The following is a 19,367-nucleotide window of genomic DNA, read 5'->3' as shown; positions in this document are numbered from 1 at the left end:
CAGGGGGTACTTAAGAGATACAGGCCCTCAAAGAGCTCCGGAAGGAGTGCCCCGGTGGGGCCATAGGCGATAGCGAAGATCACCACGGTGACCGTCAGCCCGAGACCGAAAGCCAAAACGGTGTTGGCACTGAGGATCGGGAACAACATAAGGGACCAGGGCACTGCGAGGATGCAGGAGGTGGCGATGACCCTCTTGCGGCCGAAGCGGTCCGAGAGAACGCCGGACGCCAGGGTGGCGGCGGCGACGAACAGCGAGGCAACGATGCCGGTGCTCAGTACTTCCACGCGGCTCAGCTGCATACCCGTGGGGCTGGTGGCATAGCTGGTGAGGTAGGCGGTGCCAATGTAGAAGAAGGCGAAAAGGAGCGTCAGGGAGCCGCCGACGAGGAGAATTTCGCGCGGAAAATGTTCCGCATGGTCTTGTGGATTCGCTAGCCTAGACCGTCCTGCAGACCGCTGCGTCAGAGTGGGTCGCGGAGCACCGCCGGTTAGTGAACGGCCATGCTCGGGTCCAGCCGCTCGATGCCGTCCGGAGTCACCAGGACAACGCGGGCCGTGCGGATGTCGTAGAACAGCCCGATGGCTTGTACCTGTCCGGAAGCCAAGGCGGGACCGGTGACCGGGTGCTCTTCGAGCTTTCTGAGTTGGACGGCGACGTTGACCATGCTGAGTTGGTCGAGGTGGCTGTACCCTTCCGCTTCAGCGGCCAAAGCCACGGGGTGACCGGCCACGAGTTCGCAGTAGCTCGGCCGGGCGTGTTCCAACCAAGCATCGAGCCCGCTCCCAGTGCGGCATTCGAAGCACCTTCGGCATCAGCCAGCACGGCCTTCATGGCGCCGCAGTTGGAGTGGCCGCAGACCACGATAGAGTCCACGGACAATCCCTTGACCGCGAAAGACAGCGTCGAATCAATCGAGGCATCGTGGCCGTCGCTGCACACGACGTTGCCGATGTTCCGGAGCGTCAGCAGGTCACCGGGGCCGCTGCTGGTGATGAGGTTCGGGTTAACCCGGGAGTCGACGCAGGCGACGAACAGTGTGTCCGGATTCTGTCCCTCGGTGAGATCCTGTACCAGCGGCCGAACCTTGTGCGCGTAGCGCCGGTGGTATTTGTCGATGCCCAGGAGGATTGACCGCAGCGGCAGCCGCCCGCCGTCGTCGTCCTCTGCCTGGTTGGCGCTGTCCAGAGGTGACGGCTGCCAGGATGTGCGGGGCGGCAGCGGGAATTCGCGGGGGTCCTGGCGCTGGGGTGTGTTGTCCGCGGCATCGCGGAAGGCCGTGGTGCCGTGCTCCTCGAGAGTCACGGTCGCGCCTGTGTTCCGGTGCTGCTGCTGCCAGGCGAGCAGAGCCTCGCGGAAAGCGTGATCGAGGTAGTCGGCGTTGAGGTCGACTACGACGTCCTGGCCCTCGGGCACGGAATGGAGGATACGGTTGAGCCGTGGCAGGGCGAAAAAGCTGCAGGAACCGGCGATGGTGACGCGCCAGGGCAGCGAATCAGCAGACGGCGTCTGTGCATGGATCTGCGCCCGCAGCACGCGCCACAAAACGCACATGGCAGCCAGTGCGAGGCCGATGATCACGCCTTCGAGCAGGTTAAGGAACACAAGGCAGGCCAGGGTGACAACGTAGACAAGGAGATCGCCGGTGCGCAGGCTCGTCCTGATGTCGGCGACGTTGATGAGCCTTGCCCCGATAACCAACAGCAGCCCCGCCAGCACGGCCAGCGGAATCAGCTGGATGAGGCCGGCGAACAGGGCGGAGAACACCAAGACCCAGACGCCGTGCAGGATGGCGGACACCCGGCTGACGGCGCCGGCTTCAACGTTGGTGGCGCTGCGCACGATCACGCCAGTCACCGGGAGGCCGCCGAGCATGCCAGAGACCATGTTGGCCGATCCTTGCCCGACGAGCTCGCGGTTGAGGTCGGTGCGGGCACCGGCATGCATCTTGTCCACGGCAACAGCGGACAGCAGGACTCGATACTCGCGATCAGGGCCACCGTGATGACTGCCATTGCCGCGGCACGCCAGTTGCCGTCGGGCAGGCTGGGGAGGGCAACGGCATCGAACAGTGAACCGCTGAAGCTGATGCGCTCTACGCCAGGGGCTACCGCCACGGACAGTGCGGTGACCGCGACGACGGCAGCAAGCGGGCCCGGAATCTTCCGCACCGTACTCGGGACGTACCTCCAGCCAAGAAGAATGGCCACGACAGCCAGGCCTAGCAGGGCGGAATGCAGCTCCACGTTGGTGATGGCCGCTGGAAGGGCAGCTAGATTCTCAACCGCGGACCCGGCTGCGTGGCTGCCCAGCAGAACGTGCAACTGCTGCAGGATGATCGTGATGCCAATGCCGGCCAGCATGGCCTTGACCACCACGGGCGACACGGCCAGCGCGGCGCGCCCTACGCGGCTGACCCCCAGTAGCAGTTGCATGACGCCGGCAGCAGCGGTGATCGCACACGTCACCTGCCAGCCGAACTCGTCCACCAGACCGGCAACGACGACGGTCAGGCCGGCCGCTGGGCCGCTCACCTGCAATGGGGAGCCGCCCAAGCTGCCCGCGACAATGCCTCCGGCGGCCGCCGCGATAAGGCCAGCCATGACTTGTGCTCCCGACGCTGCGGCGATGCCCAGTGAGAGCGGGAGGGCGACGAGGAAGACCACGAGTGATGCGGGAAGGTCGGCGCCGAGGGAGCTGAGGAAACTTGGTTTCTTCATTCTCTGGGGTCTTCGGCCCGGCGGGCTGTGGGCGTCGTTGGGGACGGTGGCGGAACCTGATGAATGAGGCATGGAGTTTTTCCTTGGCTCGGGAACGCTGAACCCCTTAAGCCTAGGAAAGGTGTCATGTACGGTGACAAGCAAATGTGACACGCGTGACAAATGTGTCGAGTATGGACCGTCTCTGGGGACCAAAGGGAACTTTTGCAGGGGCAGTGCGCGTTGGGGAGACTTTCGTACTCCGACTCCACACGCAGGGCAGTTCGTAGCATTGTCCGGTGACCGTTCGTCGGGCCATCGGGCTATGGAACCCCGCAGTATCCGACAGCCGCGCATTTGATTTTGCAGCTTGAGCCATTGGCCGCACTAGGGTTATCTACGTCTTCTCTCCGTGGCGTGGGCGTCGGAGGAACGTCTATAGAAAAGTACGACCGCCTATAAAAGATTTTTTATTAACGGATACTTCTGTGGAGCTCCCAATCCGGCCTCGCCAGCGACTACGGCATCAGCCGGGAAGCGGTGTAGCAGCACTCCGATCAATGCGATGCCACCACCGACGGCCGTGATCGCGTCCGGCTGCTCGCCAGCAACAGCGCAAAGAGATAACCGAGGGCGGGGATTGCGGTTGTCATCACCCCGTGCCCCCTGGGGGGAGCCGTTCGGCGCCAGTTGAAGAATATCGTCCTTGGCGGGTCGGGGTGGTCCGCACGGACGCGTTCCCGAGGCTGCGGGAGGCCACGTTCTCTACGTCCCGGCGCTTATCGAAGGCCGCGAGCACCAATATTTCGGCTGGTTCTTCCTCAACTACGGCCACCGCCGGACAGCATCACCCCCGACGCAGTCGAGGAATACTTGTGGACGAACACAACGCCCGATGCATTGCGGGCAGGCGTCGCCTACTACCGCATGGTTGGCCAGGACGTAAGGGACAACGAGGCACGCATTGCCAAGTTCAGCGTTCCCTCCCTCGCTGTCGGCGGAGCCAACGGTTTACTCTGGGGGCCACTCCCCTGTCCGCCATCTCGTTGACGGAATTCCATTATGTGGTTAAGAACAGGCAGGGGACTGCTCCTAGAAGACGTTTTACTCTTAGCCTGCAGTTGCAGCCGGGTCGTTAGCTCTCTTCTGGTCAGTTCCTTCCCAGCTATTGACCGGTGTAGGTGCCGCGACCGGTATTGGCCTGATTACTCCGTCGGCAACCTGAGCGGGTTCACCGGACCCATGATCATCGGTGCTATCAAGGAAATTGTCGGATCATATACGCCTGCCTTCCTGGGTCATCGCCAAGTATTGGCTGTGGGTGCTGACCGAGATCAAGAACCGCGGCGTGGCCGGCTGCTGCATCGTGGTCTGCGACGGGCTGAAGGGGCTGCCGGACGCGGTCGCGGCGGTGTGGCCGCAGACCGTCGTGCAGACCTGCATCGTGCACCTCCTACGCAACAGCTTCCGCTATGCCTCGAAGAACGACTGGTCGCAGATCTCCAAGGACCTCAAGCCCGTCTACACCGCACCGAGCGAGGCGGGCGCGCTGGACCGGTTCGCGGAGTTCTCCGGCAAGTGGGAGAAGCGTTACCCGGCCATCATCGGGCTTTGGCCCAACGCGTGGGCCGAGTTCGTGCCCTTCTTGCAGTTCGACAACGAGATCCGCACCGTGATCTGCACGACGATCGAGAGCATCACCGCCCGGCTCCGCCGAGCGGTGAACGCCCGCGGTCACTTCCCCACTGAGCAGGCAGCGCTGAAGTGCGTCTACTTGGCGATCATGAGCCTCGATCCCACGGGCAAGGGCCGTAAACGCTGGAGCAACCGCTGGAAGGCCGCACTCACGCCTTCGGTGTCACCTTCGACGGACGCTTACCGCCGGCAGGAGCTAGAAAAGACAACCCCAGCTACACCGAAAATTGACAGACGCTCAGCCGAGCTCGATGCGCATGTCTACATCGTTGGGGAGGTCAGCGAATACGCTCAGGTCCGAGGTGATCTCTCCCATTTTTGTGAGGGTAGGAACTGAACTGGTTTCCTCGTAGATGATGGTGATGCTGTCGAGGGGGTTGTAGTAGACGATGTCTCCGGGCTGTACGTCCGTGTAGAACGGTCCGGTTTCTGTCATGGGGGCGGAGAGTTCGGTGATGTACTCGATGCCGGCGTTGCGGAACCAGGGCAGTGTGACCGGAAGCGTGTCGGCGAAGTCTTGGGCGACTTGGCTGTCGTTGAGGGTCGCGGTCATGACCACATCTCCGGCGGTGACGGTGATCGGCGTGCCGCCCGTTGGCGCTTGGGCTGGGGCCGATGACTCGGCGGCGTTCGACGGGATAGTTGTGGTGGATGGGGATGCGGACTTGGGCGATGCGGTCGGCGTCGATGATGATGCGGGGGAACAAGCGGCTAGGGCGAGAACCGTGGCCGTTGCGATCATCAGTGTTATTGCTTTTTTCATGGTCAGTCCTTTTTCGGGGGTGTCTGAGGTAGTGCGGTTTCTGCGCCAGGGGCTTGTGGGGTCGCGTTGCGGATGGTATTTCGAAGTGTCGTGGCGATGATGATCGATCCGACGACGAAGGCGAGGGCGGCCAGGGGGATGGTGGCGACGCCGAAGGAGTCGAGGGTGACGCCTCCGACGGTCGCGCCGGCGGCGAAGCCGGCCTGGGCGAGGAGCACGCCGATGCTGGTTGCCGTTTCGGGTGCCCGGCGTCCGGTAAGCAGGATGGCTTGTTGGTAGACGACGACTGCGGCCGCGATGCCGACCCCCCAGACAGCGACGGCGATGAGAACGACGAGCAGGTTCCCGCCGCTGAGGAACAGCACGGCGAACCCGGCGGCGACGGTGAGGGGTGCGGCCAGGAGGGCGGCGAACACTGAGCGGGAGGAGAGCCGGCCGATCAGGATCGTGCCGACGAGTCCGCTGGCGCCGATCAGGAACAGGATGACGCTGGTGATGTACGTCGGAGCGCCGAAGTCCTCGAGGTAGGCCTCGATATAGGTGAGGACGACAAAGTGGGCGAGCATGACCAGCGCCCACCCGGTCGCGACACGCAGCACTCCGGGCAGACGGGCTGTCTGTATCAACGACAGGCCTTTGTCCTGGCGTTCCCGCACGGCGGGAACGATGAAGGACATCAGTACGCCGGCGATCAGGGCAAGCGCGGCTGCAGCGGCGAACGTGACACGCCAACCGAATGCGTTTCCTGCCAACGACGCCAGGGGCGCACCGAGTGCAATGCCCAGGCTGGTGGCGGCGAAGACGACGGTGATCGCCTTCCCGGCGTGCCGCGGCCCGGCGATGCGAACGGCGACTGCCGGGAAGAGAGTGCAGATCAACGCGTAGCAGGCGCCGCCCATGAACCGGCCCGCGTCGGCGAGGACCAGGGTCGGTGCCACGGCGACGATCACGTTGCTCGCGACGAAAGCGGCCATGACGGCGTTAAGTGCACTCCGCCGCGAGAAGCGCAGGGCCAGCGCCGTCAGCGGGAGTACCAGGATCGCGTTCCCGAGTGCATAGGCCGTAGTGAGCGTCCCGGCGGCCGCAGTGCTGATGTTCAAGTCGGCCGCGATGCCACCGAGCAGCCCGGCAGGACTGAGTTCGATGGCGACGGCGAGGAACCAGGCGAACCCGAGAACGAGGATCGGCACCCACGGAAAGCCTGTGGGCGCAGCCGGTTCCATCGGCGGAGCGGCCCGTGCGGTGAGGGGCGGGGCAATATTGGTCATGGTCTTCCTGTTTCCTTGGGAGAAGAATGGGCGGCGGGCAGTCCGGAAGGGGACGCAGAAGGGGCGCGGATAGGGCATCCGCGCCCCTTCTATTTGTGCTGGCTATCGTTGTTGGTTAGCTGTCAGCCCGCGTTTGGTGCCTGTGTGGATGGTTGCGCCGGCGTGCTGGAAATTCCCAGGCGATGCGCCCTCCAACGGGTGCGGCCGCAGTGGCTCTCACCGTGGCGAGATACGAACGGAGGCGGTTTTCGGGCCCTCGCCCTGCATAATCGGCACCGCCGTGCTGCCCGGGTATTTGGCTTCATAGGCGGCGTCGATAGCTGCTTCGTCATCCGTTCCGGCCGGTTCGAAAGTCACCTCCCAGTAGGCTCCTCCGACACGGACGCGGCCGGCCCTCTGAGTGACTGCCGCCTGGTACCAGCGGGAGGATTCCCCGCTAGCTGCCCGTACGTAGACTCGGCCGTCAATGACAAGGGCCCAGGTCTGGGTCGGGGTGCCGTAGGTAGTGCCGTCCTCCCGGTACGGGGAGACGAACAGGTCGGCGTTGCCTTCGATGGCCGCGAGCTGCTCAGTGGACCAGTCAGTCATTTCGTTGTGTCCTTTCAGGTATGGCAGGGGCGCCGACGGGGGTTAGAAGAGTTCGCTGATGGCCTGGTCGCTGGAGTGGACATAGCGTCCGCGTTGCTTCTCACCGAAGGGCCCGTAGGGGTAGTCATTCGTTGTGGGGGCGCCGACCTCATCGAGGCGTGTGGTGGCTTCGGCATCCAATACAAGATCCCCTGCCGTGAGGTTCTGCTCGAGCTGGTCCAGGGTCCTCGCTCCCATGATGGGGGCTACAACGCCGGGACGGTTCGCGACCCAGCTCAGTGCTACCTGGGCAGGGGTCGCTCCCGTGGACTCGGCAATGTCCCGGACGACGTCAAGGGTGTCCCAGTTCTGGTCCTTCGCGGCGAGATCCCCGAAGATGTAGTCGTTCATCGGGTTACCGGACCCGGCCCGGGTGTCGCTTCCAGCCTTCTCGTCCTTGATGTACTTACCGCTGAGGAATCCGCCAGCGAGCGGGGACCACGGCAGCAGACCGATGTTGTTGTGAAGGGCCGAGGGACGATCTCGAACTCGATCTCGCGTGAGACGAGGCTGTACTGCGGTTGCAGGGTGACTGGCACCTGCAGGCCCATGGCCTTGGCGGTGTCGAGCGTGAGTTGCATCTGCCAGCCGGTGAAGTTGGACAGACCGATGTAATGGATCTTGCCGGCACTCACGGCTTCGTTGAGGAAGCCCAGAGTTTCCTCGATAGGTGTCAGGGGGTCCCATCCGTGCAGTTGGTACAGGTCGACGTTCTCGCGGCCGAGCCTGCGTAGTGAGGCGTCCAGTGCCCGGCTCAGGTTCCGGCGGGATGAGCCGGCTTCGTTGGTGTCCGGCCCTGTTCCGAAGCGGGCCTTCGTCGCCAGGACAACCCGGTCGGTGACCTCCGCAGGGCGGCTTGCGAACCAGCGCCCCAGGACTTCCTCGGCGGCGCCTACTCCGTAGACGTTGGCGGTGTCGACCAGGTTGCCGCCGGCTTCAATGAACCGGTCCAGAATCACGAACGCGTCGCTTTCGGCTGTCTCGCTGCCGAAGCCCATGGTGCCCAAGGAAAGGTTCGAGACGCTGATGCCGGTGCCGGCAAGGGTGCGGTACTTCATGTCGGAATACTCCAATCGGGAGCGAAAATCAGTGGAGGGTCAGTGGAGGGTCGCCGGTGGGTTGAGGATCAGCGATCGATGGAAACCATGTTGGCGTCGTCGTGCCGTGCCCCTGCCGCGGGCTGGAGCGAGTTGAGGCGTTCGAGCTGGTCGGTGGTGAGTTCGATGGAATCGGCTGCTGTGTTTTCCTCCACCCGTGACACACGGCGTGTGCCGGGAATCGGGGCGATGTCGTTACCGCGGGTCAGCAACCAGGCCAGCGCGGTCTGGGCTGGGGTGGCACCAATCTCCGCGCCGATGCTCTGGACTTCGTCGACGATGTGCAGGTTCCGGACGAAGTTTTCACCCGTGAAGCGCGGGTTGGTTTTCCGCCAGTCATCATCGGCGAAGTCCTCCACCGTGCGGATCTGCCCGGTGAGCAAGCCATGTCCGAGCGGGGAGTAGGGGACGAAGCCGATGCCAAGTTCACGCAGCAGCGGCAGGATCTCGTCTTCGACGTCGCGGGTCCAGAGGGAGTACTCGGTCTGCAGCGCGGTCACGGGCTGCACGGCGTGTGCGCGGCGGATCGTGGCCGGGGAGGCCTCGGACAGGCCGAAGTGCAGCACCTTACCCTCGGCGATCAGGTCCGCAACGGCTCCGGCGGTTTCCTCGATGGGGGTGTTCCGGTCAACCCGGTGCTGGTAGTACAGGTCGATGTGGTCGGTGCCCAGGCGCTGCAGGGATCCCTCCACGGCAGCCTTCACGTTCGCCGCACTGCTGTCGATCACGCCGGGACCGCCGCCCTTGTGGGAGACGAGCCCGAATTTCGTTGCGATCTTGACCTGGTCGCGGCGTCCCCTGATTGCCTGGCCGACGATTTCCTCGCTGAGGAACGGCCCGTAAATCTCAGCAGTGTCGATGTGAGTGACGCCGAGCTCGAGGGCGCGGTGGATGGTGCGGATCGATTCGGTGTTATCCAGGGCACCTTCGCTGGTGTAAGTGCCGGCCATGGTCATGGCACCAAGTCCGATGCGGGAGACTTCCAGGCCTCCAAGGCGTGAGTTCTTCATGTTGTGTTTCCTTTCGGTAAGGTTCTCAGGTTTGGGACGTGGGAATGGCCCACAGCGCGGGCCTTGGAGGATCGGCGAAGGCGGGTCACCGCCAGGGACCGGTTTCTTGGCACAGGGCCGGATCTGACGCTCCCCGCGTCGGCCTGCTCCGGCGCCGGCTAACGCGTCGCGACGAAGCCCAGGGATCCTTCGAGGTATTCGATGAAGGCGGGGCTTCGTCCCTGGTCGCGGAAGAACGAAGCCGGGAGCGGTGGGCGGGGGGTTTCATAGGCCTGGTCCGCCAGGGCCCGCTGTGGGAAGTCGTGGTGTACGACAGCTCCGCTGGCCACAAAGACGAAATCGCTTCCTTGATCGAGGGCGCGTTGGGCGCCCACGGCGCTCATGACGTCGCCAGAGACTCCCACCCGGGTTGTTCCTCTGGGGAGATCTGTGAAGAGATCGACGAGCACTTCGCCGGTGTGGAGGCCGACCTCAACCCGGGTGTCGAGGCTGCGAACGACCAGATCGAGGTAGTCGACCAGGCCGCGTTCCAGGAAGACGGCGACCATGTCCCGAAGTTCGGGCAGGTGAGGGTCCTGGCCGCTGAGTGCGAGCCGCAGTCCGATGTGGAAGTCAGGGCCGCAGGTCGCCCTGATTCCCTGGATGATCTCCTCGAGCAGGCGTGAGCGTCCGCTGGGGTTTCCGCCGTAGTGATCGGTGCGGCGATTAGTCTCCGGGGACAGGAACGCCGACAGGATGAAGCCGAAGGCTCCGTGAAGTTCGATGCCGTCGAAGCCGGCCCGTTGGGCTCGCGCGGCTGCTGCGATGAAATCGTCGTGGAGCTGTTCGACTTCGAGAAGGGTCAGCGCCCGGGCACCAGAGCTCTCGTCATCGGAGGGCCCAACGAGCGGCTCGGATCCGATCAGGTCCTGACGCGCAAACGCGCCCCCGTGGTGCAGCTGGACCGATGCGAGTGCTCCGTGGCGGTGCGCGATTTCTGCCATGGCTGAGAGGCCGGGGATGTGGCGGTCGTCGTGGATACCAAGCTGGCCGGTGAACGACTTGCCGTTGGACTGCACGTTGGCAGCGGCGGTGGTGAGCATCGAGTACCCGCCAGAGGCGAGTTGCTCAAACCAGTGCAGATCGTGCTCGGACGCTGTGCCGTCTTCGTTGCTCTGCTGGTTTGTGAGTGGGGCGAGAGCGAAGCGGTTCTCGAGCACGGAACCGGTGGCGAGAGTCAACGGATCGGTCAGATGTGGCAAGGGATTTTCCTTAATTGGAGAAAGATAGAAATTACTGGTGCATGCGCCCCGTCAATGAGCGCGGAAGGTTATGTGCCCGGTTAGGCGTCGAAGGTCAGTGACGCGGAGAGCTCGCGGTTCGCTTCGATTTGTTGCTGGACTGCGGCTTGCTTCTGCTCGATGGCGTCCATGGCGTCGGCACCCGCGACGAAACGTGCGGGCAGACTGCCGCCGTCGGAGAGAGTGACGAGTGCCGCGGCCAGTTTCGCCGGGTCACCGCCCTGCTGGCCGTTCATGCTCTTCCAGAACGCGATGGTGGAAGCTGTTTCCTCGGCGTAGTCCTCGATCTTCAATTCCGGCCAGATCGTCGACGAGCCCTCGACCAGCAGCTCGGTACGGAAGAAACCGGGCTCGACGGCCATCGCTTCAATGCCGAACGGCGCAACCTCCACGCTCAGCGACTCCATCCAGCCTTCGAGGGCGAACTTCGACGCTGCGTAGGCCGAGGAGAACGAACCGCCGACAAAGCCCGCGGTCGAAGTCACCGTGAGGATCTGGCCTGAGCGCTGGCCGCGCATGACCGGCAGGACGGCGCGGGTCACGTTCAAGGGCCCGAAGAAGTTCGTCTCCATCTGCGCCCGGAACTGTTCGGGGCTGACCGTCTCAAAGAAGCCGGCGTAGAAGTTGCCCGCATTGTTGACGAGAACGTCAATGCGGCCGAAGCGCTCGACCGCGGTCGTGACGGCGGCTTCTGCCGCGGCTGCGTCGGTGACGTCGAGCCCGACACTGAGCAGGTTCTTATGCTCTCCGATTGCTCTCGCGACCCGTGACGCGTCGCGGCCGGTGGCGACGACGGAGTGCCCGGCGGCGAGGGCGGCCTGGGCGATGTCGATGCCCATCCCGCGGCTTGCTCCGGTGATGAACCAAACGTTCTTTTCTGCCATGACTGTGTGTCCTCCTGTTGTGCGGATCGGCTTGTGCCTGTCCGTTGACGTGTCATTTCCAGTAAAGGAGAACCCGCGGGCCGGAGGCAGACCCGCTCTATAGGGTTAATAAGCGGGCCCCCCTCAGGGTTGGTTCCTGACGTAGATTTGAAGCATGACCACCGCCGCCAACATCCGCGAGTTCCTTATTACGCGCCGGTCGCGGCTGACCCCCGCCGACGCCGGACTGCCCGACTTCGGAGGCCGCCGCCGCGTCCCGGGGCTCCGCCGCGAAGAAGTCGCGCTGCTCGCCGGAATGAGTGTCGAGTACTACGTGCGCCTTGAACGGGGCAACGCATCCGGTATCTCGGACGCCATCCTCGATGGCATCAGCCGCGCGCTCAAGCTCGACGATGCCGAGCACGCCCACTTGTACGACCTCGTCCGAGCCGCAAACCAGGGATCGAGGACGCCACAACGAAAGCCCGCTTCCCGCACCCTGCAGATCCGGCCCGGTACCCGGCAGCTCCTGGACGCCATGACGTTTCCCGCGATCGTACAGAACGGGCGGATGGACGTCGTTGCTACCAACACGCTCGGGCGTGCGCTCTTCTCTGAGATGTTTGTGCAGCCTCATGAGCCCGTGAACTTCGCCCGTTTCCTCTTCCTGGACCCCCGCGGCAAGACCGCCTACCGCCACTGGAACGACTCGGCCGAACAAATCGTCGCCCTGCTCCGCGCTGAATCAGGGCGCGTGCCCGCAGATCGCTCCCTCCGCAGCCTCATCGAGGAACTCTCAAACGGCAGCAGCGAGTTCGCAGCGCTCTGGGAGGCCCACGATGTGCGGATTCACCTCGCCGGCAACAAGCTCTTCCACCACCCCGACGTGGGCGACCTCGACCTTGGCTACGAGGCCATGCAGCTCATGACCGACCCGGGCCTCCAATTCGTTGGATTCACAGCCGAACCAGGATCCGCCTCTGACCATGCTCTGCGCCTGCTCGGGAGCCTGGCGGCGGGCGTCCCGGATCAGATCAGGCTCGAAAGGTAGCAAGCGCACAACGAGCCACCGCACTTCAACCAGCCAGCAGCAGGTACAACCAACCCACTGACTGAGTACAGCTAAGAGTTAGGCCGAGGTGGACGTGGAAGGCGAGCCCGGCGCGTGCGAGCGTCTTGCGGGCGTGCCGGAGGACGGGTTCGTCCTCCATTGCTCCTTCAAAGGTGAACACCCCGCGGTCGGACTGTTGGGCTGCGGTGAGCATCCGTTGGGCCCGCTCCACCTCGGCCGGACCGGGGGTGAAGGACTCGCGGATGACCGGCATTTGCGCCGGGTGGATGGAGACTTTCGCGGCGTAACCTGTGGCGACGGCGTCGTCAGACTCGGCACGAACCCGGGGGATCGGTGACAAACCAGGGAAGCATCGAAGCAACAACCGACCGCATTCTGGAACGACTGCTACGGCACGAACACACCCTCAGTCCGCACCACAGAAGCCCTCCAGACGAATTCTTCCGCTCAGTGCAGACCGGGCGTCCGCTACCATGCAAACCCGTGGAGTCCCGGGTCTCAGGGCCAGGCGGTGGGAACTCCAAAGGTCGGGCGGCACTCGGCTAAGAGACGGGCAGGCAGGTTTGGCGCACTGCTGAACATTGCGTGGCTGCTGGATTCATCCGGACTGAACGGTAGTGATGGTGCTCCTGTTTTTTGCGGATTCCTCCACTGCGGCCAGTACGCACTGAATTTGCAGGCCTTCTTCGAAGGATGGTGACGGGGCGGTGCCCGCGCTGATTGCGGTGAGGAAGTCGCGGATCTGGTGGGTGAACGTATGTTCCCAGCCAATAACGTGCCCCTGCGGCCACCAGGCGCTCAGGTAGGGATGTTCGGGCTCAGTGACGAGGATCCTCCGGAATCCCTGCTCACGAACCAGGGACGTGGCATCGAGAAAGCGAAGCTCGTTGATGCATTCCAGATCAAAGGTCAGGGCTCCGAGAGTGCCGTAAATTTCGATTTGGAGGCTGTTCTTCCTGCCCGTCGCGACGCGCGACGCCTCCACCGATGCCCCAACGCCACCGGTAAGGCCCAAAGTCGCCCAGACCGCGTCATCGACCGTGACCTCTTCGGGGCCGTCCGGGCCCGGCCGCTGCGTAACGAACGTCCGAAGTACTCCGGTAGCCTCTGTAACGCTTTGTCCGGTGAGGCTTTGGATCTGGTCGATGGCGTGGGATGCGATGTCCCCCAGCGAGCCGGTGCCCGCCGTTTCGGCGCGCAGACGCCAGCTCATTGGTGCTGCCTCATCAGCAAGCCAGTCCTGCAGATAGCACGCCCTGACATGCCGGAGAGTACCGAGTCTGCCATCCGCGATGAGCTCCCGGGCGAGGGCGAGGGCGGGGACGCGACGGTAGTTGAAGCCGATCATCGACTGCACCCCCTGTTCCCGCGCCGCCTGTGCTGCTTCGGTCATGGCTTCGGCTTCGGCCAGGGTGTTAGCCAGGGGCTTTTCCACGAGGACGTGCTTACCCGCCGCCAGGGCAGCGATGGCGATCTCGGCATGGAGCCAGCCGGGGGCGCAGATGTCGACGATGTCGATGTCGTCCCGGACGATCACCGTGCGCCAGTCCGTCGCGGACTCCCCCCACCCGTATGCGGCCGCGGCAGCTGCGACCTCGCCCGCGTCCCTCCCCACCAGGACTTTCTGCTCAAAGGGCGTGACGTCGAAAAAGCTGGCGACGTTCCGCCACGCATTCGAGTGGGCCTTGCCCATAAACGCGTAGCCGATCATTGCCACACCGAGAGGGCGGGTACCCCCATTAATTTCTTCGGAGTTCATTTTGTCGTTCCTAAGGTGTTGAGCAACCCGGCTCCTCAAAGAGGGGGTTACGGGGATCGTCTGTCGACGTCGATGTCGGTGCCTGGATCAGGCGGATAAGAGTTTAAGGTGAGATAGCCGGGCCCGGAATACGTACGCGGAAGGATCCCGGCTGGCCAAACGGCCATTCTTTCCCGCTCCCGCGGAATCTGACTTCAGCGGAAGGCCGCTTGCCCTTAGCCGGCGCAACTGTAGGCCAGGCGTACGGGCGCGCTTCCAGCTCAACGCGAGCGGGACCTGCGCACACACAGGATCAGTCTGGATCGCGGAGAATTTCAAGGCAGCATTCAAACGCGGCAGACTGGCCGGGGCGGACCGTATTGGTGGTCTCTTGGGCCTTGGATTCTTCCCATGTTCTCGCAGGTGTCGATGTCGGTTCTATGGCCAGCACGTCTCCATTCCATGGGCTTCCTTGCGGTTGGTAGTGCTGCCAAAGGAGTACGTATTCCATCTGAGCGGTATTCCATGAGACCTTCACCCGTGGACCGGATGGGGAGGTAAGGACCACCTGTCCATCAGTCGGGGCAAGAACGGCGTGGTTGTGACGGCCGTCAGGTTCCTCCGGAATTTCTGCCAGGTCCAGCTGTCCACCGCTTTTGGAATGTGCAGCTGGCCAGAGGAACGTCTCCCCCGGGGCGAGCTGTGAGTGTTCCGGGTCACCCTGGGAACCGCTGATCCCCGGGCTGTTCATGGGCGCATCGATCCTTCCGCCGGCAAAAAGACCCCGTCGGAAACAAGGATGCTCTCCAAAGGTGACCGCGATGGGGTGCGCCGACACATTGAGTGCAGTGGTGTGCGCTGTGATCTTGCCGTTGTTGAGGCTCACCGTTCGAGTGACGAGGAATCCTGAAGAAGGCGTCTTCACGTTGCAAACGAGTTCCGTACCGGCAACGGACACTACATTCCACGGGATGCGGGCGATTTCGCCGTGCATCCATCGGCTGGTGTCAGAGCTTACGGGCCCGCTGTTGGGAAACATAGCGAACCAGCCGCCGGCCAGGACGTGTCGGTCAAAGAACTCGTTTGATGCCGGGCCGGCGGGTCCAAGGTTGGTGGTCAGTGGCTCGAAGACCGAACCCGAGGGTGTCCATAGCAACTCGACGTTGTGGCCCTTGTCGGTCACCGAGCCGATAGTAAATCCGTGCTCGGGGTAGCAGACCGCGCGGAGGAAGTCATCCTCGAGCACCAGCTCCCGTGCCATGGTTAGCTGACGGGCTTGTTGCGGTAGCGAGTGACGAGTTCAGGTGCCGCTGACTGCAGGCGTACCGGAGCAAGGCCCGCTGCCATCAATTCCAGATCGTCATTCACCATGTCGCCAATGGAGTGGAAGGCTTCGGGGATTCCTCCCGCACGGTGCGGGGAAAGCAGGACGTTTTCAAGACTCCGGAATGGGCTGTCGGAGGGAAGCGGTTCCACTGGCCACACGTCTATTCCCGCGTAGAACCTGCCCGCCGCGAGCCGTTCAAGGAGAGCGTCGTAGTCCACTACGTTTGCCCGGCTGACCAGGATTATGCGGGCGTCATCGCGGATAAGATCAAGGGCAGCAGCATTGAGCAGATGCTCGCTCGCCGCCGTTGCTGTTGCGAAGACAAAGATGAACTGGCTCTCTCGGAGAGTCCTTTCCAGTGACGCAGGGATGGTTCCTGCATCTTGGAGCACCGCATCAGGAAGCCACGGGTCGTAGACCAGCACTTCGTTGTGAAAAGGTCCGATCAATGAGTGAAAGGTCCTGCCGAGGTTGCCGTAGCCGAGGATTCCGACGGTTGCCCGGCGCAGCAGTATGGCGTCTGTGTTGCTTTCACTCACGTACCGTTCCGCGTTCCGCCTGGCGGCCCGGTCTTCGCGGGATATGCCTCGCGCGAGGTCCAGTGCCATGCCGAGCGAGAACTCCGCAACGGCCTGCGAGTAGGCGGTTCCGCAGCCCAAAACACGGACGCCGTTGGAGAAAGCGGCCGCGTAGTCGACGTTGGGAAAGAAGTTTCCTTCGACGTTCACGATGGCCTTGAGGTTTTTTGCCTGGTCCAGGGTTGCGGCATCCAGGTCCGGCTGACCGACAACGGCGAAGGCCTCCGGGAGGTGTTTGTCGAACAACTGGGCGTCGGGGTTGGCCTCAAGGTCAATGACTTCGAACGCGTCGTTGAGGCGCTTCAATGCAGCGGTCGAGAAGATCCTGTCGCGCAGCTGGGGCGCGGGCTTCAGGATGACGACGGGTTTGGTTACATTTTCCACAAGAGTCCTCTAAGTTGTCTGAGCGCCGGTGACGAGCGCAACGAGTTCTTCGCCCGAGGTTTCGGAAATGCGGCGGTGAGCTACTGCTCGACCCTGTCGCATGACCCACACGGCGTCCGCTACCCGCATGACCTGGTCAAAGCTGTGACTGATCAACATGAATGAGCGTCCTTCATTGCGCAGGCCGATGACCGTGTCCTCGACTTCAGTTCTTTCCCGTACTCCGAGTGCAGCGGTTGGCTCGTCCATGATGACAAGTTCGGATCCCCAGGCGACTGCCCGGGCGATCGCCACTGCCTGGCGCTGTCCGCCGGACATGCTGCGCACTGTTCGTTTGGCATCAGGAACATTGACGGTGAGCCCGCGGACAAGTTCGTCCGACCGGGAGATCATTGCTCGTTTGTCCAAAATGCTGAACGGGCCGATCCCCTTCTTTAGCTCCCGGTTGATGAACATGTTCTGCCACAGGGTCAGGTCATCGAAGAGTGCAAGATCCTGGAAAACGGCCTCGATGCCGAGCTCTTTGGCGTCGTGGGGTGTCTTGACCTCTGCTGGTTTTCCGTTGAAGTAAATCGAGCCTGAGGTTGCCTCGTATACTCCGAGGATGCACTTGGTTAGGCTGGATTTGCCCGCGCCATTGTCACCGATGATCGCAGTAATTTCCCCGGGCAGGGCATGCATTGTGACCCCGCCCAGTGCGGTTACTGGACCGAATCTCAGCTGGAGGTCTTCGATGCGAAGAAGCGCGTTCTCAGGTGCTGGGACGGCTGCGAAGGGGACGCTCTCTGTTTGTTTCATCACTTCTCATATCTGCGCAGGAAGGCAGCCAGGATAACGACGGCTCCCACTGCGACGGGCTGGTAATAGACAGGAACTCCCGTGATGTTCAGGAGGTTCACCACGCCGGTGAGCACCACGGCGCCAACAAGCGGCCCAATAATGTTGCTCTTTCCGCCGAAGAGGCTCACGCCGCCGAGGACTACAGAAGCTATGGAGGTCAGCTGATACGCCGAGCCGGCTGTTGGTTCGGCGGCGCCAAGCCGTGCTGCGAGGAGAATGCCCCCAACAGCCGCCAGAAACCCGCTGACCATGTAGACCCCGATTTTGACCTTGGTGAAACTGATGCCCATGGCGTCGGCTGCCTTTTTGTTGCCTCCCACGGCCAGAACGTGCGTGCCAAAGGCGGTATTGAATAACAGCACCCGGCCTAGGATCGCGACGATGATTGCAATCAGAATCATGAAACTGAGGATGCCGATACCGCCTGTGCTGATGCGTGTCAGGAGCGGAGAATTCACAGTCTGGGGTTTGGCGTTGGAGATGAGAAGCGTGAGTCCGGAAAGGATGCTGAAGCTTCCCAGGGTGACGATGAAGTCCGTGATCCGCCCCTTGGCCACAATGAAACCATTCAGGACGCCAGCAGCTGTACCCGCCGCCAATGCGGCCAGGATGCTGACGCCGATCGGGGCGCCGGCGGCGAAGGTGAGGCCCATTACGATGCCTGAGAATTGCGCGACCGCAGCTATGGACAGGTCAATGCCACCGGTTGAAATGACGAATGTCTGGCCTACAGCGAGAATCATCAAAATCGTGGACGAGAGCAGGAGCGTGCGTACGTTGCCCTGGCTGAGGAAGGTAGGCGAGGCGAGCAGACCTGCAATGACGAGGACGATCAGGGCAAGGACGGGCGCCCATTTGGCTATCGCTCCCATTCCAAGTTGTTCCTTGGTCAGGCCGTGCCGGCTGGCAATGCCGGCCTGTCGCCCTATTGGCTTGGCCTGCGGAGGGGAAATGTCAGAGGACATGATGGATTCCTAAAGCGAAGGGAGGCACGGCTAGGTCACTGCCTCGGGATTGAAGGTGATCAGCGGATAAGCGCGCTGAACGGGTTTGCGTACTCTTTGAAGGGCTCTGGAAACTTGGCCAGGGCATCCTTGACGTTGGCCGCTTCAACGAGTGCGATCGGGGCGTCGACCTTCTTGGGGAGGGCGGCTCCGGTAGCAGCGGCCCGGCAGGCGTCCACTCCCAGCCGCCCTACCGCTGACGGGTACTGGGACACGGTGGCCGTTAGCTTCCCCTGGGAAATTGATGTCAGGGCATCTTCGTTGCCGTCGGTTCCGATGACGAACGCTTTCGTGCCGTTGTTCTGGTTGGCTTGGACGGCACCGAGGGCCATGGTGTCGTTGGCGGTGTAGAAACCGCCGAGGTCAGGATGTGACCGCAGAATGTTGTCGGCAGCGTCAAGGGCCAATTGCCTGTCCCAGTTAGCGGCGACTTCCTGGACGATCGTCAGGCCGCCCGCCTTGGCCGCGTCGGTGAAGCCCCCCGTGCGGGCGGCGCTGTTGGCATCGCCGGCGATGCCCCCTACAACAGCGACGGACCCCTTCCCGCCGAGCAGTTTCGCCATCTTCTCCCCTGCCATGCGGCCGGCATCGTGGTTGTTGGACGCGATAAAGGAGGCGATGTTGACCCCCGCAGCTTCAGCGGCCGCGGTATCGATCGGGGAATCAAGGTTGATGATCGTGTGGCCGGCCTGCTGGATCGCGGACAGCGGCTGGATCAGGTTGGTGCCGCTGATCGGGGCCACGGCGTAGCAGGAATAGTCGCCCCCTGCCAGGTTCTGAAGGAGGGCCGTCTGCTCTTCGATTGCACCTTCCGCGGTTGCGGATTGGGCAGTCAGGGATGTCTTTGACTCCCCTGCGGCAGCTTTGGCGCCCTTTTCCATGGTGGCCCAGAACTGGTTGCTGGTCGTTTTGAGGACCATGGCGACCTTTGCCTGCTGGGCGGGGGCCCCCGAGCCGGGGGCGGAGCCCCCTGTGCTGTTTCCGGACGAACAGGCAGAGAGCGAAAGAGCGAGGAGTCCTACAGCGGACACGACTGCCGGGTGCCGATACTTCATCGTATGTGCCTTTCAATGAATGGTGTGACCTGCCACACAAGTGGCGGTTCAACCACTCTAGGTCGAA

General features: G+C 63.1%; 16 protein-coding genes and 3 pseudogenes. 2 read left to right on the top strand and 17 right to left on the bottom strand.

What is annotated here, in order from left to right; translation table 11 throughout:
- Together J7I89_RS20330 and J7I89_RS20325 are read right to left on the bottom strand one after the other, a co-directional pair.
- Positions 1–347 (bottom strand): annotated as a pseudogene (locus J7I89_RS20330) (MFS transporter); the annotation flags it as partial.
- A 143-nt stretch (positions 348–490) separates the two neighbouring features.
- Positions 491–2,792 (bottom strand): annotated as a pseudogene (locus tag J7I89_RS20325) (SulP family inorganic anion transporter).
- 1,210 nt (positions 2,793–4,002) lie between these two features.
- Between J7I89_RS20325 and J7I89_RS20320 the strand changes: the two are divergent.
- A pseudogene (locus J7I89_RS20320) lies at positions 4,003–4,625 on the top strand (transposase); the annotation flags it as partial.
- A 7-nt stretch (positions 4,626–4,632) separates the two neighbouring features.
- Here the strand turns inward: J7I89_RS20320 and J7I89_RS20315 are convergent.
- The 8 genes from J7I89_RS20315 to J7I89_RS20285 all read right to left on the bottom strand — a co-directional run bounded on the left by J7I89_RS20315 (position 4,633) and on the right by J7I89_RS20285 (position 11,323).
- Positions 4,633–5,157 carry a cyclophilin-like fold protein gene (locus J7I89_RS20315; RefSeq protein ID WP_214973988.1) on the bottom strand — a complete coding sequence of 175 codons (525 nt, stop codon included), beginning with the start codon at positions 5,155–5,157 and terminating at the stop codon, positions 4,633–4,635.
- Between the two features lie 2 nt (positions 5,158–5,159).
- On the bottom strand, positions 5,160–6,425 hold the full coding sequence (locus J7I89_RS20310; RefSeq protein ID WP_214973985.1) for an MFS transporter: 1,266 nt from the start codon (positions 6,423–6,425) through the stop codon (positions 5,160–5,162).
- Between the two features lie 216 nt (positions 6,426–6,641).
- Complete coding sequence (locus J7I89_RS20305) at positions 6,642–7,013, bottom strand: DUF2255 family protein (RefSeq protein ID WP_214973982.1); 372 nt, start codon at positions 7,011–7,013, stop codon at positions 6,642–6,644.
- 42 nt (positions 7,014–7,055) lie between these two features.
- Complete coding sequence (locus J7I89_RS25845) at positions 7,056–7,499, bottom strand: aldo/keto reductase (protein WP_308159984.1); 444 nt, start codon at positions 7,497–7,499, stop codon at positions 7,056–7,058.
- Entirely contained in the window at positions 7,400–8,110 is a 711-nt protein-coding gene (locus J7I89_RS20300) for an aldo/keto reductase (RefSeq protein ID WP_308159982.1), read from the bottom strand. The genes J7I89_RS25845 and J7I89_RS20300 overlap by 100 nt, the downstream gene beginning before the upstream one ends.
- 68 nt (positions 8,111–8,178) lie before the next feature.
- A complete protein-coding gene (locus J7I89_RS20295) occupies positions 8,179–9,159 on the bottom strand; it encodes an aldo/keto reductase (RefSeq protein ID WP_214973979.1) in 981 nt (326 codons plus the stop codon).
- 158 nt (positions 9,160–9,317) lie between these two features.
- The gene (locus J7I89_RS20290) at positions 9,318–10,400 is read right to left on the bottom strand and encodes an NADH:flavin oxidoreductase (protein WP_214973976.1); all 1,083 of its coding nucleotides are present in this window, start codon (positions 10,398–10,400) and stop codon (positions 9,318–9,320) included.
- A gap of 80 nt (positions 10,401–10,480) precedes the next feature.
- Entirely contained in the window at positions 10,481–11,323 is an 843-nt protein-coding gene (locus J7I89_RS20285) for an SDR family oxidoreductase (RefSeq protein ID WP_214973973.1), read from the bottom strand.
- A 154-nt stretch (positions 11,324–11,477) separates the two neighbouring features.
- Between J7I89_RS20285 and J7I89_RS20280 the strand changes: the two genes are divergently transcribed.
- Entirely contained in the window at positions 11,478–12,353 is an 876-nt protein-coding gene (locus J7I89_RS20280; RefSeq protein ID WP_214973970.1) for a helix-turn-helix domain-containing protein, read from the top strand.
- 25 nt (positions 12,354–12,378) lie between these two features.
- Here the strand turns inward: J7I89_RS20280 and J7I89_RS20275 are convergent, their stop codons facing one another.
- The 7 genes from J7I89_RS20275 to J7I89_RS20245 form a co-directional block, all read right to left on the bottom strand.
- The gene (locus J7I89_RS20275; protein WP_214973967.1) at positions 12,379–12,714 is read right to left on the bottom strand and encodes a hypothetical protein; all 336 of its coding nucleotides are present in this window, start codon (positions 12,712–12,714) and stop codon (positions 12,379–12,381) included.
- Between the two features lie 258 nt (positions 12,715–12,972).
- Complete coding sequence (locus tag J7I89_RS20270; protein WP_214973964.1) at positions 12,973–14,133, bottom strand: Gfo/Idh/MocA family protein; 1,161 nt, start codon at positions 14,131–14,133, stop codon at positions 12,973–12,975.
- 292 nt (positions 14,134–14,425) lie between these two features.
- Positions 14,426–15,373: a hypothetical protein gene (locus J7I89_RS20265; RefSeq protein ID WP_214973960.1), complete on the bottom strand. Its 948-nt coding sequence runs from the start codon at positions 15,371–15,373 to the stop codon at positions 14,426–14,428.
- 2 nt (positions 15,374–15,375) lie between these two features.
- Positions 15,376–16,401 (bottom strand): NAD(P)-dependent oxidoreductase, encoded by a 1,026-nt coding sequence (locus tag J7I89_RS20260; protein WP_214973957.1) that lies wholly within the window; start codon positions 16,399–16,401, stop codon positions 15,376–15,378.
- A gap of 9 nt (positions 16,402–16,410) precedes the next feature.
- On the bottom strand, positions 16,411–17,082 hold the full coding sequence (locus J7I89_RS20255; protein ID WP_251045634.1) for an ATP-binding cassette domain-containing protein: 672 nt from the start codon (positions 17,080–17,082) through the stop codon (positions 16,411–16,413).
- Between the two features lie 116 nt (positions 17,083–17,198).
- Positions 17,199–18,206 carry an ABC transporter permease gene (locus tag J7I89_RS20250; protein ID WP_214973951.1) on the bottom strand — a complete coding sequence of 336 codons (1,008 nt, stop codon included), beginning with the start codon at positions 18,204–18,206 and terminating at the stop codon, positions 17,199–17,201.
- A 59-nt stretch (positions 18,207–18,265) separates the two neighbouring features.
- Complete coding sequence (locus tag J7I89_RS20245; RefSeq protein WP_214973948.1) at positions 18,266–19,300, bottom strand: substrate-binding domain-containing protein; 1,035 nt, start codon at positions 19,298–19,300, stop codon at positions 18,266–18,268.
- Between the last annotated feature and the right edge of the window lie 67 nt (positions 19,301–19,367).

Source organism: Arthrobacter sp. ISL-5, from assembly GCF_018613835.1.
Taxonomy (GTDB): Bacteria; Actinomycetota; Actinomycetes; order Actinomycetales; family Micrococcaceae; genus Arthrobacter.
Note: the sequence above shows the minus strand (reverse complement) of the source record. Positions and strands in the feature narration are given on the sequence as shown.